Genomic DNA, 14,997 nt, shown 5'->3' with positions numbered 1-14,997 from the left:
GCCTCTGATCCTTCCTTGGCGTCCAATCGGGAAAGGTGACGCCGCGTTGCGCGTGACTTAGCGCATCACATCAGGTGTTGTCACCGGCAACCAGCGTCCTGCCAGAGAGGCCCGAACATGTCCAATTACCCCCATATGCTTGCCCCCCTTGATCTGGGCTTTACCACGCTCAAGAACCGTGTCCTGATGGGATCAATGCACACCGGTCTGGAAGAAACGAAAGACTGGAACCGTGTTGCCGAATTCTACGCGACCCGTGCGCGAGGGGATGTCGGGCTGATGGTCACAGGCGGGATCGGCCCCAACCCCGAAGGATCGGTGGCGCATGGCGCGGCGATGATGGTCAGCCAGCAAGACGTGGACAACCACAGCATCGTCACCAGCCGCGTGCATGAGGCCGGCGGCAAGATTGCAATGCAGATCCTGCATGCAGGCCGCTATGCGTTTTCGCCCGATTGTGTTGCCCCCTCCGCGATCAAATCGCCAATCTCTATGTTCGCCCCCAAGGAACTGGACGCAGAAGGCATCGAAAAACAGATCAGTGATATCGTCGCCTGTGCCGCCCGCGCCAAGCAGGCCGGTTATGACGGGGTCGAGATTATGGGCTCCGAAGGGTATTTCATCAACCAGTTCCTTGTTACCCACACCAACAAGCGCACCGACGAATGGGGCGGCTCCTACGAGAACCGCATGCGCCTGCCTATCGAGATCGTTCGCCGCACCCGCGAGGCGGTGGGCGAGGATTTCATCCTGATCTACCGCCTGTCGATGATAGATCTGATCCCCAACGGCTCCACTTATGAAGAGGTCGTGCAACTGGCGCAGGAAATCGAAAAGGCAGGTGCCACGATCATCAACACCGGCATTGGCTGGCACGAGGCGCGTATTCCCACCATCGCCACCTCGGTCCCGCGTGCGGCCTTTGCCTGGGTCACCAAGAAATTGATGGGCAAGGTCGGTATTCCTCTGATCACCTCCAACCGCATCAACACACCCGAGGTGGCCGAAGAGGTGCTCGCCGATGGCTGTGCCGATATGGTGTCGCTGGCGCGGCCAATGCTTGCCGACCCTGACTTTGTCGCCAAGGCAATGGCAGGGAAATCCGGCCATATCGCCCCATGTATCGCCTGCAATCAGGCCTGTCTGGATCACACCTTTGGCGGCAAAATCTCAAGCTGTCTGGTCAATCCGCAAGCCTGCTACGAGACCGAGTTGACCCTTGATCCAGTGAGCGCGGCCAAAAGCATCGCCATTGTGGGCGCGGGTCCTGCGGGCTTGTCCACCGCCATTGCTGCGGCACAACGGGGGCATAAAGTTACAGTCTTTGATCGGGCCAGCGAAATTGGCGGACAGTTGAACCTGGCCAAACAAGTCGCGGGCAAAGAGGAATTCTGGGGTTTTGTGGATTGGTACCGCACCATGGTCGCCGATCTGAAGATTGACGTGAAACTGAACAACGAAGTTTCCGCGAACGATCTGGACGGCTTTGACGAGGTTGTCATCGCAACCGGCGTTATTCCCCGCGATCCGCAGATCCCCGGCCAGAATGGCGACAACGTCGTGTCCTACATTGATGTGCTGAACGGCAGCGCCAAGGTTGGCCAGAAGGTCGCCGTGATCGGTGCTGGCGGTATCGGCTTTGACGTGTCCGAACATCTGGCACATGACGGAGAAAGCACAACACTGAACCTGCCGGAATGGATGCGCGAATGGGGCGTCGCCGATCCCGCTGAACATCGCAGCGGACTGGCCCCCGAAGGTCCGCAACCCCATCCTGCCGCGCGGGAGATCACCATGCTACAGCGCAAGACCAGTAAGCTGGGCAAAGGGCTGGGCAAGACAACGGGTTGGATACATCGCGCCTCACTGACCATGAAAGAGGTCAAGATGATCGCGGGTGTGAACTACGAAAAAATCGACGACAGCGGTCTGCACATCAGCTTTGGCGAGGCCCGCGAAAATCCGACGCTTGTCGAGGCCGACACGATAGTCCTGTGTGCCGGGCAACTGTCAGACCGCAGCCTTGCAGACGCGCTTGAGGCGACAGGCAAGATCTGCCATGTGATCGGCGGCGCCGATGTTGCGGCGGAACTGGACGCCAAACGCGCCATTGATCAAGGCACCCGGCTGGCGGCCACGCTTTGACCAGATGACAATCGGTGGCGGGCCTAATCCCCGCCACCGCCATTGCAAGCATCCCGCTTCCCTTGCAAGGTAGATGCATGGCTATTTGCGTCTTTGATATCTATCCCGATGGGACCACCAAACCGGCAGATGATACTGCGCTGACGGGGGATGGCACCTATCGTTGGTGGCATTTTGATCTGAATGATCCGGCGCTGACCGAATGGTTGCCCGAACATTTGCCTGCCATTCCTGCCGGCGCCTTGATCCAGCCAGAAACCCGCCCCCGATGCGATGCCTATGAAAACGGTCTGATGTTGAACCTGCGGGGCATCAACCTGAACGCGGGGCAACCGGCCGATCAGATGGTATCGGTGCGGATGTGGGTCGATGATGATGTGGTCATCACGGTGCGCATGCGCAAAGTCTTTGCCCTGGAGGATATCCGCCAAGGTATCGAAGCAGGTGCCGCGCCCGCAACACCGGCCGCTTTTGTCGAGGCCTTGGTGTCACGCCTGACCACGCGCGTACAGGAAGAGGTAATGGAGATTGCCAAACTGGCCGAGTATTACGAAGCGGATCTAGATGACGACACCACGCCGCCGCCCAAAGACCTACCCGCCACGCGGCGGCGTGTGATCCGCTTGCGCCGCTATCTGGAGCCGCAGCGCACCGCATTGACCAAGCTGGCGGCAGTTGATCTGCCTTTGATGCCCGAACCTGACGGTCTGCGCCTGCGCGAACTTGCGAACCGCACCACACTGGCGGTTGAGGAACTCGATGCGCTGCGCGACCGGCTTTTGACGGTGCAAGACGATCACGATCTCTTTGTCGCCCGCACGCAGGCCCGGCATGGGTACCGGTTGTCTGTGGCTGCGGGGGTGTTCTTGCCGCTTGGGTTTCTGACCGGGCTGTTTGGCGTCAACATCGGCGGCATGCCGGGGCTGGACAACCCGATGGCCTTTGCCTGGCTATGCCTCTCGATGGCTGCACTTGCCCTCGTGATGCTGCTGATTCTCAAACTTACCAGATGGCTTTGACTCCGGGTGAGAAACAGCTGTTTCCATGTTTCCATGCCATGAACGATCCCGCAATTACCACGCAACTGTCCCACCCCTGCCCCGTTCCTGCCTGAATTGCGCGTCATACCTTTTCCTTGAAACAAGTATTTTGAAGGAAGCCCAAATGGACCGCCTCACAGAAATGGAAGCTTTTGCCACCGTGGTGGATCAGGGTGGCTTTACCGATGCCGCCAAGAAGATGGGGATATCCAAATCCGCCGTCTCAAAACACGTCTCATCGCTTGAGGCACGCCTTGGCGCGCGGCTTCTGAACCGGACAACCCGGCGGGTCTCGCCCACTGAAATTGGCCTTGCCTATTATGACCGCGCCCGCCGCGTTCTGAACGATGCCGGCGAAGCGGATGCATTGGTCACATCCATGCAATCGGCACCTTCGGGGCTGCTGCGCATTTCGGTGGCCACGGATTTTGGGGTCAACCACCTGTCACCGGCGCTGTCGGAATTCCTCAGCGATTTCCCGGACATTACGGTGAACATGGTGCTGAACAACCGCTATGTTGAGCTGATCAGCGAAGGCTTTGACATGGCCGTCCGCATCGGTGAGCTGGAAGACAGCACCTTGCGGGCCCGCAAGCTGACGGAAACCACCAAACGCATGATCGCCAGCCCAAAGTATTTTGAAGAATACGGCCGGCCCGAAAAGATCGACGATCTGAATGATCACAAGCTGCTGCATTACTCCAACCAATCGTCGGGAAATGTCTGGAAACTGACCGCCCCATCTGGCGAGAAACGCCAGGTGCGCACCGCGGGCTGGCTGTCTGTGAACGACGGGCAGAGCCTCTTGAACGCGGCGATCTCGGGTCTCGGCATCGCCTATTTGCCAAGCTTCCTTTACTCCGACGCGATGGCGCAAGGTCTGGTCGAGGACGCAATCCCCGATCTGCCAATGGAAACCCAAGGCATCTACGCGGTCTACCCACCCGGCCGGTTTACCCAGCCCAAGGTCCGCGCCTTTATCGATTTTCTGGTCCATGCCTTTGCCGAAAAAGGCCCAAGCGACTGGTAACGAAACACCAATCCCCTCGGTGAAACTTCGCCCGGCATCCATCCACTGGTTGCCGGGCCTTTTTGTCTGCTCAATTGGGCGCAGGCAGCAGCACCGCCTCGACACGGCGATTGTGGGTGCGCCCCGCTTCGGTCCGGTTTGTGGCGATGGGGGAAAGATAACCGACGGCCTCCGCCTCCAGCCGTGAGGGAGAGATGCTGTGCACGTCGATCAGCCGCTGCCGCACCGATTGTGCCCGTTCCCGTGAGATATTGATGTTGGCCTGCAATCCACCAACAGAATCCGTATGTCCCACCAGTGCCAGCCTGAGATCCGGTTGATCGCGCATCAATTCTGCCAAGGCCTGCAGGCTTGCGAACGGCCCTTGCCCCAATGACGTTGTCCCGGTGTCAAAATCGAGATCTGACAAAACGGCATGACCCGCGTTCAGCAGGGCAGAGGCCAGATCCCCTTGAGCAGTTGGACGAGAAGGTCCAGCCTCTCCTACGGGTACAGGCACCTCGGCCTTGGCCGTGACGCTTGTGGTCCGCTCTGCCAAAGCGCCCGCTTGAATAATCTGGATATAGGCAGATGTGGCAGACGTGCTGCTGAGAACGGTCACAACTTCCTGCACCGTGCCATTTGTTTTGCGTACCGCCGTGACAAAGTGAAATGCCCTGATGTTCACATACATATTTGGTCCGGGCAGGGTTTCTGTGGCGAACCGGAAATCGAACCCGCCGCATGCGGCGCTGGCACAATCCAGCAGTATTTCAAATCCGGCATCGACAAGCTGTCTGCGCAGCGGGACAATCACCTGCAATGGCGTCAACCCAGGTGAGCCAAGCCGCCAGGCACCGCGCCGCACATCACCTTCGACCGACAGCACAGGCACCTTTCCGGCCTCAAACACCCCAATGGGGGCGGCGTAAAGATCGGGTGATGTATTGCGCTCAACCGTGGGGCGGGCGTTGACGGGCAAGGCCAGATCAAGCGCAAGCACCGGCCCGGCCATCAATGCCGCACAAAACGCGGCACCGATAAGACAGGCAAAGCGCCGCGTCATCGCGCCTGCGCGTGGTATTCTTCGTTGGGGCGCATATCCGACGCGCTTGCCACGCGGTTGGTCATGTTAAAGAACGCCGCAACGCTGGCGATGTCCCAAATGTCCCGATCGGAAAAACCGGCATCGCGCAGGGCTTGACGGTCTGTCTCAACCACATTGGCGCTCTCCTTGGTAAGCTTGACCGCGAAGTCCAGCATCGCACGCTGTTTGTCCGTGACCTTGGCCACCTTGTAATTCATCACCAGCGCCTCGCCCAATTGCGGATCACCCGACAATTCACGCACCGCAGCCCCATGCGCCACAAGGCAGTAGTAGCATTTGTTGACCGAAGACACCGCCACCGCGATCATCTCCCGCTCCAGCTTGGACAGTTCAGAGGCCCCCAGCATCAAATCGTTGTACATCGCGGTAAAGCTGTTCAGCTTTTCAATATCAAAGGCATAGGCCCGAAGGACATTCGGAATCATGCCCAGCTTTTCCTGACACACATCGAAATATTTCTGCGTGGCCTCGGGCAATGGATCAACCATCGGCAGGTCAAGGGCGGTCGGCATGGTATCGGCCATCTGCGGTATCTCCTCAGGCAGGGTGTTGGCGGTAATGATAACCGCCTGCCGGGGCAAAGCCCAGTGCGCGATATAGCGCATTGGCCCCTTCATTCTGCTTGACGCAAAGCACCGCCAGATGGCTTGCCCCCTGTTCCTGACCCCAGAACGCCGCCTTGCGCATCATCCAGTCGGCAACACCCTGACGGCGCTGTTCGGGGCGCACCTCGACAGCATGGACCATGCAGATCCCGTCATGGACGGCGGCAAAAGCCACACCGCCGGGCATCTCGTTCCAGCGCGAAAAAATACCGGTTTTGACCTTAGCCCGCGCCATCACATCCAGACGCGCCGGACCAATCCCGCCCGCGGCCCAGATTTCGGTCATGATCGCCAGGGGTTCCCAGACGGCAAAGGCGGTCACGCGCGGGATCGGCTTGTCCGTCAGTCGCTCGATCGGGAGCGTATAGATTGTGACCGGATCAACGACGTCATATCCTTTGCCAGCCAACAACCCGTCCAGCCGGTCCTCATCCTCACGCAACATGAAAAGCGGGGTCTGGCCAATGCTTCGCATCGCATCCTCTGCCGCTTCGATGTCCGCCTCTGTCACCGGACCGTTGGCCGTGGCTGCTGACACACGTTTGCCGCCCCCCTTGCCCTCGCGCAAGGTCCATGGACCTTGGTTCCAGACCCTTGCCGCAGGCCAGGTCTCGTCGCTGGCCCTGAACAATTGTTCCGTTGTCGGTGTCATCTAAATATCGCCTCAAGCTCGGCAATGGCCGCATCCACCGCATCCGGATCATTGCCGCGGATCACCACATGTGCACCATATTTGCCGTCTTTCTGAAACGGGTAAGATCCCATGGACAGCAACGGGAATTTCTCTGCCAGCTCACCCAAAGGTCCGGCAATATCCCCTTCGCCCCGGTCCACACGCAGTGTCTTGCTGATCAAGGGTGCACCGCCTGTCAATGTGGGCAGAACTGATTGCACCATCGCCTGAAACACCGAAGGGACACCAGCCATCACATGCACATTTTCAAGCTTGAACCCCGGCGCGGCCGAAACCGGATTTTCGATCAACTCCGCCCCGTCGGGGATACGCGCCATGCGCAGCCGCGCAGAGTTCAGCTCGGTTCCGGATTTGGCGTAATGTTCCGCCAGGATGGCCCGCGCGTCATCCCGCACATCAATCGCGCGATCAAAAGCCGCCGCAATGCAATCCGCGGTGATGTCATCGTGGGTTGGGCCGATACCGCCAGAGGTAAAGACATAGTCATGCGCATTGGACAGCGCCTGCACCGCTGCGATGATGGTCCCGCGCTCGTCCCCGACCACACGCACTTCTTTGAGGTCGATGCCGGCGTTGGTCAGTTCTCCTGCCAGATGATACATGTTTGAATCGCGGGTGCGGCCAGACAGAATTTCATCTCCGATCACCAGCATCGCGGCTGTTGGGTTGGTCATGGGCAAGTTCCTTGAGCATGTGCTCTTGTCGGTATAGGCCCGCATACATGCGCTTTCAAACCGATCTTGTCCCCGCCCGCCTGATCCGCCGTTACAAAAGGTTTCTGGCCGATTGTACCTTGGAGGAATCGGGGGCCGAGGTAACGGCCCATTGTGCCAATCCCGGCTCCATGATGGGTCTGGCCGAACCCGGAAGCCGCATCTGGCTTGAGCCCAACGATGATCCCAAGAAAAAGCTGAAATTCGGTTGGCGCCTTGTAGATCATGAAAACGGCCATTTCACCGGCGTCGATACCGCATTGCCGAACCGCGCAGTGCGGGCCGCTTTGCAAGGCGGGCAGATCGCAGCGCTGGCGGATTACATTAACGTGCGGGCCGAAGTGAAATATGGCGAGAAATCCCGCATAGACTTTCTGCTGAGCGAAAGCGGCCTGCCCGACGCCTATGTCGAGGTCAAAAGCGTGACCCTATCGCGCCAATCGGGACTGGCGGAATTTCCTGACAGTGTCACGGCAAGGGGCACCAAACATCTGGGTGAACTGGCGCAAATGGCCCGCCAGGGGCACCGTGCGGTCCTGCTTTATCTGGTGCAACGGACCGATTGCACCCATGTCGCGATGGCAGGTGACATCGACCCCGCCTATGCCGCCGCCCATGCAGAGGCTACCGAGGCCGGGGTGGAAACCCTGTGCATCGGCACCCATATCACCCCTCAAGAGGTAACTCTTGCTGCGCCTCTGGCCCTTGGCCGCCCGGCGATGTAAGAGAGGCCGACCCTAAAAGATGGAGAAACCGGTGAACGATCAACACCGTGGCCGCCAGACGAAAGACGGCATTCGCATTTACGACCCTTCGGATTTCGCCGGCATGCATGCCGCGGGCAAACTGGCGGCGACCATTCTCGATGAGATCGCAGAACATGTGACCGTTGGCCAAACCACGGGCGAACTGGACCGAATCATCGAAGACAAGGTCAAGGCCGCAGGCGCCAAATCCGCCACCATCGGTTACAAGGGCTACAAACACGCCAGCTGTATCTCGGTCAATCACGTGGTCTGCCACGGCATTCCGGGCGACAAAAAGCTGAAAGACGGGGACATCCTGAACATCGACGTGACCGTGATCGTGGACGGCTGGTACGGTGACACCTCGCGGATGTATGTCGCGGGCAAACTGCCGCGCAAGGCCGAACGGCTGATCGAGGTGACCCACGACAGCCTGATGCGCGGGATTTCTGTTGTGAAACCGGGCAATACATTTGGTGATATCGGCCACGCGATCCAAAGCTTTGTCGAAGGTCACCGGATGAGCGTTGTGACCGATTTCTGCGGTCATGGCCTGGGCCGGGTGTTCCATTCGCCGCCCAACGTTCTGCATTACGGTCGCCCCGGCACGGGCGCGGTTTTGGAACCGGGCATGTTCTTTACCATTGAGCCGATGGTCAATCTGGGCCGTGCCGAAACCAAGACGTTGGCCGATGATTGGACCGCCGTGACACGTGACAAATCACTGTCAGCGCAATTTGAACATTCGGTGGGCGTGACCGAAGACGGGGTTGAGATTTTCACCCTGTCACCGGCCAACAAGTTTCACCCAACCTACGGTTAAGTCCCATCAGACCAGGTTTTCGGAATGCCGCGCCCATCAAAGCGCGGCATTTTGCATTTGTGGTTTTCTCGCCTCTTTAGGTAAGAAATGTTGCCATAATTATAGAATCGTGTTCATTTGCCGAAAATTGGGAGAACGTCACATGAATTGGCAGGACATTTTTGCAACCCGCATGGACCGGATGAAGGCCAGCGAGATCCGTGAATTGCTCAAGCTGCTGGATCAGCCGGACATCATTTCCTTTGCCGGCGGTATTCCCGATCCAGCGCTGTTCCCGACCGAGGCCTTTCAAAAGGCGCTTGGCAATGCGCTGTCGCCCGAGAACCAAAGCACTGCTTTGCAATATTCGGTTTCCGAAGGTTACGGCCCGCTGCGCGACTGGATTGTGGGAAAAATGACCGAGATCGGCGTGCCCTGTACCCGCGACAACGTCCTGATCACCTCCGGCTCGCAACAGGCGCTGGATTATCTGGGCAAACTGATGCTGTCCCCCAATGACACCGCCCTACTGGGTTGGCCGACCTATCTGGGCGCATTGGGAGCGTTCAACGCCTATGAGCCGCATTATGACCGGCTGATCCCCGGCGGCAACCGATCCGCCGAAGACTACGCCCAAACCGCCAAAGACAACGGCGGGCGGGTCAAATTTGCCTATATGTCCGTGGATTTTGCCAACCCGACCGGCGAAACGCTTGACCAAACGGCCCGTGAGAACATTCTGGATCTGGCCGATGATCTGGACATTGCGGTGATCGAAGATGCCGCCTATCAGGCGCTGCGCTTTGATGGGGATCCGATCCCGCCAGTGCTGGCTTTGGAAGTGGCACGCAAGGGCTCGATAGACGCCTGCCGGACCCTTTATTGCGGCAGCTTCTCCAAATCGCTTGCCCCCGGATTGCGGGTTGGCTGGATCTGCGGTGCGGCAGATGTCATCTCGCGGCTGGTGCTGATGAAACAGGCCAGCGATCTGCATTCATCTACCATCAACCAAATGGCGATCGCGGAGGTTGCCAACACGATTTTCGAGGAACACACCGCAAAGCTGCGCCAGACCTACACCGCCCGCCGCGATGCGATGCTTTCCGCACTGGAGGCACAGATGCCCGATGGTGTGACATGGACCAAACCCGAAGGCGGCATGTTTGTCTGGCTCACCTTGCCCAAGCACATGGACGGCGGCGAACTGTTGCGCCAATCGCTTGAGACACAGCGCGTGGCCTTTGTCCCGGGCCAGGCATTCTTTGCGGATCGGTCCGGCAAGAACACCCTCCGGCTCAGTTTCTCTCTGGCCGATGACGCCCAGATCGCCGAAGGAATCACCCGGCTCGGCGCGGCCATTCGCGCAGCGCTTTAACCTGCCACCACGTGGCGCAGCAACGTCACGTGGGTGTCACCATATTTGCGTTTGTCGATCCGCTCAAACCCCTCGGGCGCGTTCATCGGGGCGTTTTCCTCCCAGACGATCATCGCATCGGGGGCCAAGTACCCCCCTGCACGCGCAGCCGCCAGCGCGGTCTGGCCCATGCCCTTGCCATAGGGCGGATCCAGAAACACCAGATCAAACCGGGCATTGGGCCAAGGGCCGAGCCGTGTTGCGTCGTTGCGCATGAGGGTTGTCTCTCCCTCCGCCCGCAGTTTTTCAATGTTCTCGCGTAGAAGCTTTTGCCCGGCGCGGCCATTCTCCACAAAACAGACCTCTGCCGCACCGCGCGACAAGGCCTCAAGCCCCAAGGCTCCGGTGCCCGCAAAAAGGTCAAGCACCCGCGCTCCATGAATTACGTCATGGTGGGTCAGCATTGAAAACAGGCTTTCCCGCACCCTGTCTGAGGTCGGACGCAAATGCGCCGCGGCATCCCCCTTGCCAACATTGGCCAGCGCTGTGCCCCGAAATTTGCCCGCGATGATCCTCACGCCTTCAAAAGCGCCTTCAGATTGGTCGCTGGATCTTCGATCAGAGCCGGATCTGGGGATTTGCCGCCCTCAATCAGGCGTTTCCCAACCATATAGCCGCGCGGATCGTTCATCGCATCCACTGCCAAAAGCTGATCGCCCTGATAATACCAAAAGCTGACGCTGTCTTCTTCGGCGCGCCGCGTGACGACCCTGTCATACCCCGTGTTCAGCCCGCCGATCTGCAATTTCACGTCGTATTGGTCCGACCAGAACCACGGCTTTGCCAGATAATCCTCGGCTGCGCCCATGATGTTCTGCGCGACGCATTCTGCTTGTTCAATTGCGTTGGGCACCGATTCGAGCCGGATACGTCCGCCTTGATAAGGGAAAGACGTGCAATCCCCGGCCGCCCAGACATGCGCAGCGGAGGTTCGCCCATGCGCATCCACCTTGATCCCGTTGTCGATCTCAATGCCTGCCGCCTCGGCCAATGCGGTGCCGGGGCGTATGCCGACGCCCACAATCACAAAATCCGCCGCGATCTCGGAGCCATCGGTCAGCTTCGCCCCGCTCACCGCGCCAGTTCCGGTCAGATGATCCAATCCCACACCCTCAAGAATTTCGACCCCATGCGAGCGATGCAGATCACGGAAGAAATCGCTGGTCTCGGGCGCGGCGACCCGTTGCAGGATGCGGTCGGCCATTTCGACCAATGTCACCTTGAGCCCCAGCTTGGCCGCCACCGCCGCCGCTTCAAGCCCGATATATCCACCCCCGACAATCAGCACCCGCGCCCCTTCGGTAAATCGCGGTGCCATGGCGTCCACGTCCGCCAAATCACGCACGGTGAACACCCCATCCAGATCGCCACCAATGGCCACAGGCAAACGGTTCGGAACAGACCCAGTGGTCAGCACCAGATCGTCGTAGGGCAGCACTTCATCGCCCAGTGTCACGGTTTGAGCGGCGGTATCAATCGCATCCACACTCTGCCCCATACGCAGAGTGATATCATGTTCCCCGTAGAAGCTCTCTGGCCGCAGGAAAAGGCGGTCCAAACTCATTTCTCCCAGCAAATAGGCCTTGCTTAGCGGTGGCCGTTGATAGGGCGGCACCGGCTCGGCCCCGATGAGTGTGATGCCCCCTTCAAAGCCATTGTTGCGCAGCTTGGCCACGCAAGAGGCACCTGCCTGCCCTGCTCCGATCACGATTACTTGGCCCATGGTTTCATTCTCCCGAATTCGCTGGTCGCCTGTCGCCGGAAACCTATATTGAGCGACATAGCAAACGCAATGTCATGAAAGGTCTAGCTGATGACAATCTCACAAGGGGACACGCTGCCCGACGCCACGCTGGTGCAAATGGGCGCTGAGGGGCCAACGCCCGTGAAAATGGCCGACAAAGTCAAGGGCCGTAAGGTTGTGATCTTTGCTGTGCCCGGTGCCTTTACCCCGACATGCCATTCCGCGCATGTTCCCAGCTTTGTGCGCACCAAGGATCAATACGATGCCAAAGGCGTGGATGAGATCATCTGCGTGTCCTGTAACGATCCTTTTGTGATGCAAGCCTGGGGCGAGGCAACGGGTGCCACGGCTGCTGGGATCACCATGCTGGCCGATGCGCAATCTGAATTTACCAAGGCCATCGGCATGGAATTTGACGCCGCTCCAGCCGGGCTGATGTCACGTTCCAAGCGTTACGCGATGCTGGTCGATGACGGCAAGGTAACGTTGTTCCAGCCCGAGATTCAGGCCGGTGTCTGCGATCTGTCAGGTGGCGAAGGCCTGCTGGAAAACATGTAAAGAAAAACGGGGCGCAGTTTGCCTGCGCCCCGATGCTTGTGGCTTGTCCGGCGTATCATTCCGCCGCTTGAACAATCGTCCGGGTTGGGAACGGGATATCGACACCGCCCTCGTCCATCGCCTCTTTGACTTTGCGGGTCATGTCGGCCTTGAACGCAAAGTAATCGGATGCATCGCACCAAACCCGCACCAGAAAATCAACCGAACTGTCGCCCAGATTTGTCACCTGAATGAACGGTTCGGGGTCTGAGTGAGACCGGCTGTCGCCCATGATCGTATCGCGGATGATCCCCTCTGCGGTCTTGAGATTGGCACCATAGCCCACACCAAAGGTCCACTCGGCGCGGCGCTTTTGATTGACGGAATAATTGGTGATCACATTGCCCCAGACTTCGGAATTGGGCACGATCACCTGCACGTTGCTGAGGTCGGCCAGTTCGGTAAAATTCAGGTTGATCTGTTTCACTGTCCCCATCTCGCCTGCGACCTCGACAAAATCGCCGATCTTGATCGGACGGAACAGGATCAGCATCACGCCCGCCGCAACATTGGACAGAGTGCCCTGCAGCGCCAGCCCGATGGCCAGACCCGCAGCACCGATGACCGCGACAACCGATGTTGTCTGCACGCCAAACGTGTTAAGAACAAACAGGACGGTAAAGCCAAGCACAACATAGCGCACGATCGAGGCCAGGAAATCAAACAGCATCTCATCGAGATGCTTGTTGTTCTTGCCCAGCTGTTGCACCCGGCCCTGAAGCCATTTCGACACTATCCAACCCAAAAGCAGGATCGCAAGTGCGCCCATGACTGAGCCGACCGCGCTGGCGAGAAATTCGATGGTCAGCAAATCACCAATGGTTTTGCCTTGCCAAACTTCGGTGTTCATCAGGTTTTCCATTTCAGACCCCCTATCCGTTGTCAGGCGCAAACAGGCCGTCCATCTTGCGTGCGAGCTTGGCGTCAAGCGTGCTGAGACCATCCACGCTATGTGTGGTCAATGTCACCGTCACACGATTGTAGGTGTTCTGCCATTCGGGATGGTGATCCCACTTCTCCGACCAAAACGCCGCGCGGGTCATCCAGCCAAATGCATCGGTAAAATCAGGGAATTTGAAGGTTTTGCAGATCGCATCGCGTCCGTCGACCATCGCCCATCCTGTATCAAAAAGCGGCTGTAACACGGTCTTGCGTGTCTCTTCGCTCAGTCGTTCTGTCATTCCTGTTCCTCAATCTGGACCTGTTTGAAAGGCCCGTAGTCCGTCAGTATTTCAATCTCGCGGTCCACCGCATCGCGTTCCGCCTCAAGGTATTCACCAACTGCATTTGCAAACCCTTCGTCGCGCAGCCAGTGCACCGACCATGTCGGCGTCGGCAAATAGCCGCGCGCCAGCTTGTGTTCGCCCTGTGCGCCCGCCTCTACCGTGGCCAACCTATTTGCAATCGCAAAATCAATGGCTTGGTAATAGCAAAGCTCAAAATGCAGACAGGGGTGATGCTCTGCACACCCCCAATACCTTCCGTACAACGCATCAGCGCCGATAAAGTTCAATGCACCCGCCACCCAGCGCCCGTCGCGCCGCGCCAGAACCAGCGCGATGTCGTCCCGCAAGGTCTCATGCGCGATGTCAAAGAACGCACGTGTCAGATAGGGCGACCCCCATTTTCGTGCGCCGGTGTCTTGGTAAAACTGCCAGAACGCATCCCAGTGCTCCGGTTCGATCTGATCCCCGGTGAAGGTCTCTATCGTGCCGCCAAACGCTTGTGCCTGTTTGCGTTCCTTGCGGATGTTTTTGCGCTTGCGTGAATTGAGGCTGGCAAGGAAGTCGTCAAAATCACAATAGCCGTCATTGCGCCAATGAAACTGCTGGTTCTTGCGCACCATCAGCCCCATTCCCTGCGCACGCAGCGCCTCGTCTTTGGTGCAAAACGTGGCATGCAGAGAGGACAAATGGTTGTTCTCGGTCAGCTGCACCGCGCCCTGTACCAAGGCCGCCATGCCCGTGTCCTCAAAACCCGGGCGGGTCAGAAACCGGCGTCCGGTCGCGGGGGTATGCGGCACCGCGATCTGTAGCTTTGGATAGTACCGGCCCCCCGCACGCTCATAGGCATGGGCCCAGTTGTGATCAAAGATGTACTCACCCTGGCTGTGCGATTTGGCATAAAGCGGTGCCACCGCAATGATCTGCCCGCCCACAGCCGCCGTCAGGTACTGCGGTTGCCAACCCGTGCCGGGACCAACACTGCCGCTTTCCTCCAACGCCGACAGAAACCGGTAAGTTGTGAATGGGTCAACCGGTCGCGCACCCTCCGCCGCTTCGGGGCAGGCGCATGCATCCCATTGTTCCTGGCCGATCTCGGCCAGATGCGGCACCACGGTGATTTCGATTTCTTGCGCGCTCATGTTCTGCCCTTTGCC

At 58.8% G+C, this 14,997-nt stretch carries 16 protein-coding genes; 7 read left to right on the top strand and 9 right to left on the bottom strand.

Features of this window, described 5'->3' with window-relative positions; genetic code table 11:
- Positions 1-117: 117 nt before the first annotated feature.
- The 3 genes from K3754_RS02025 to K3754_RS02015 all read left to right on the top strand — a co-directional run bounded on the left by K3754_RS02025 (position 118) and on the right by K3754_RS02015 (position 4,215).
- A complete protein-coding gene (locus K3754_RS02025; protein WP_259940448.1) occupies positions 118-2,145 on the top strand; it encodes an NADPH-dependent 2,4-dienoyl-CoA reductase in 2,028 nt (675 codons plus the stop codon).
- A gap of 77 nt (positions 2,146-2,222) precedes the next feature.
- Positions 2,223-3,164: a CorA family divalent cation transporter gene (locus tag K3754_RS02020; protein ID WP_259940446.1), complete on the top strand. Its 942-nt coding sequence runs from the start codon at positions 2,223-2,225 to the stop codon at positions 3,162-3,164.
- Positions 3,165-3,309: 145 nt separating this feature from the next.
- A complete protein-coding gene (locus K3754_RS02015; RefSeq protein ID WP_203209278.1) occupies positions 3,310-4,215 on the top strand; it encodes a LysR family transcriptional regulator in 906 nt (301 codons plus the stop codon).
- A gap of 70 nt (positions 4,216-4,285) precedes the next feature.
- Here K3754_RS02015 and K3754_RS02010 read toward each other — a convergent pair whose 3' ends face one another.
- From K3754_RS02010 to K3754_RS01995, 4 genes are read right to left on the bottom strand one after another with little or no spacing between them, the layout of a single operon-like run.
- Positions 4,286-5,260, bottom strand: coding sequence for an OmpA family protein (locus K3754_RS02010; protein WP_259940444.1), 975 nt, complete (start codon positions 5,258-5,260; stop codon positions 4,286-4,288).
- Positions 5,257-5,826, bottom strand: coding sequence for a peroxidase-related enzyme (locus K3754_RS02005; RefSeq protein WP_259940442.1), 570 nt, complete (start codon positions 5,824-5,826; stop codon positions 5,257-5,259). Before K3754_RS02005 ends, K3754_RS02010 begins: the two co-directional genes overlap by 4 nt.
- Positions 5,827-5,839: 13 nt before the next feature.
- Positions 5,840-6,559 carry a GNAT family N-acetyltransferase gene (locus K3754_RS02000; protein WP_259940440.1) on the bottom strand — a complete coding sequence of 240 codons (720 nt, stop codon included), beginning with the start codon at positions 6,557-6,559 and terminating at the stop codon, positions 5,840-5,842.
- The gene (locus tag K3754_RS01995; protein WP_203209282.1) at positions 6,556-7,275 is read right to left on the bottom strand and encodes a molybdopterin-binding protein; all 720 of its coding nucleotides are present in this window, start codon (positions 7,273-7,275) and stop codon (positions 6,556-6,558) included. The genes K3754_RS02000 and K3754_RS01995 overlap by 4 nt, the downstream gene beginning before the upstream one ends.
- 47 nt (positions 7,276-7,322) lie before the next feature.
- On the opposite strand from K3754_RS01995, the gene sfsA reads away from it, so the two are divergent.
- The 3 genes from sfsA to K3754_RS01980 all read left to right on the top strand — a co-directional run bounded on the left by sfsA (position 7,323) and on the right by K3754_RS01980 (position 10,237).
- Positions 7,323-8,039, top strand: a complete 717-nt coding sequence (gene sfsA, locus K3754_RS01990; protein WP_259940437.1) for a DNA/RNA nuclease SfsA — start codon at positions 7,323-7,325, stop codon at positions 8,037-8,039.
- 31 nt (positions 8,040-8,070) lie between these two features.
- Positions 8,071-8,883, top strand: a complete 813-nt coding sequence (gene map, locus K3754_RS01985) for a type I methionyl aminopeptidase (RefSeq protein ID WP_231024207.1) — start codon at positions 8,071-8,073, stop codon at positions 8,881-8,883.
- 142 nt (positions 8,884-9,025) lie between these two features.
- Positions 9,026-10,237, top strand: coding sequence for a PLP-dependent aminotransferase family protein (locus K3754_RS01980; RefSeq protein WP_259940434.1), 1,212 nt, complete (start codon positions 9,026-9,028; stop codon positions 10,235-10,237).
- On the opposite strand, the gene rsmD is transcribed toward K3754_RS01980, so the two are convergent.
- Complete coding sequence (gene rsmD, locus K3754_RS01975; protein ID WP_259940432.1) at positions 10,234-10,794, bottom strand: 16S rRNA (guanine(966)-N(2))-methyltransferase RsmD; 561 nt, start codon at positions 10,792-10,794, stop codon at positions 10,234-10,236. The genes K3754_RS01980 and rsmD overlap by 4 nt on opposite strands.
- Entirely contained in the window at positions 10,791-11,999 is a 1,209-nt protein-coding gene (locus K3754_RS01970) for an NAD(P)/FAD-dependent oxidoreductase (protein WP_259940430.1), read from the bottom strand. The genes rsmD and K3754_RS01970 overlap by 4 nt, the downstream gene beginning before the upstream one ends.
- 90 nt (positions 12,000-12,089) lie before the next feature.
- On the opposite strand from K3754_RS01970, the gene K3754_RS01965 reads away from it, so the two are divergent.
- The gene (locus K3754_RS01965) at positions 12,090-12,578 is read left to right on the top strand and encodes a peroxiredoxin (protein WP_203209288.1); all 489 of its coding nucleotides are present in this window, start codon (positions 12,090-12,092) and stop codon (positions 12,576-12,578) included.
- A gap of 55 nt (positions 12,579-12,633) precedes the next feature.
- On the opposite strand, the gene K3754_RS01960 is transcribed toward K3754_RS01965, so the two are convergent.
- Genes K3754_RS01960 through K3754_RS01950 form a run of 3 tightly spaced genes read right to left on the bottom strand, consistent with a single transcriptional unit; the run spans position 12,634 to position 14,982 of the window.
- The gene (locus K3754_RS01960) at positions 12,634-13,479 is read right to left on the bottom strand and encodes a mechanosensitive ion channel family protein (RefSeq protein WP_259940426.1); all 846 of its coding nucleotides are present in this window, start codon (positions 13,477-13,479) and stop codon (positions 12,634-12,636) included.
- 10 nt (positions 13,480-13,489) lie between these two features.
- Positions 13,490-13,798 carry a 4a-hydroxytetrahydrobiopterin dehydratase gene (locus K3754_RS01955; RefSeq protein ID WP_203209290.1) on the bottom strand — a complete coding sequence of 103 codons (309 nt, stop codon included), beginning with the start codon at positions 13,796-13,798 and terminating at the stop codon, positions 13,490-13,492.
- Positions 13,795-14,982, bottom strand: coding sequence for a GNAT family N-acetyltransferase (locus K3754_RS01950; protein WP_259940423.1), 1,188 nt, complete (start codon positions 14,980-14,982; stop codon positions 13,795-13,797). Before K3754_RS01950 ends, K3754_RS01955 begins: the two co-directional genes overlap by 4 nt.
- Positions 14,983-14,997 lie beyond the last annotated feature (15 nt).

The sequence above is a fragment of the Sulfitobacter sp. M368 genome (assembly GCF_025141875.1).
Taxonomy (GTDB): Bacteria; Pseudomonadota; Alphaproteobacteria; order Rhodobacterales; family Rhodobacteraceae; genus Sulfitobacter; species Sulfitobacter mediterraneus_A.
Note: the sequence above shows the minus strand (reverse complement) of the source record. Positions and strands in the feature narration are given on the sequence as shown.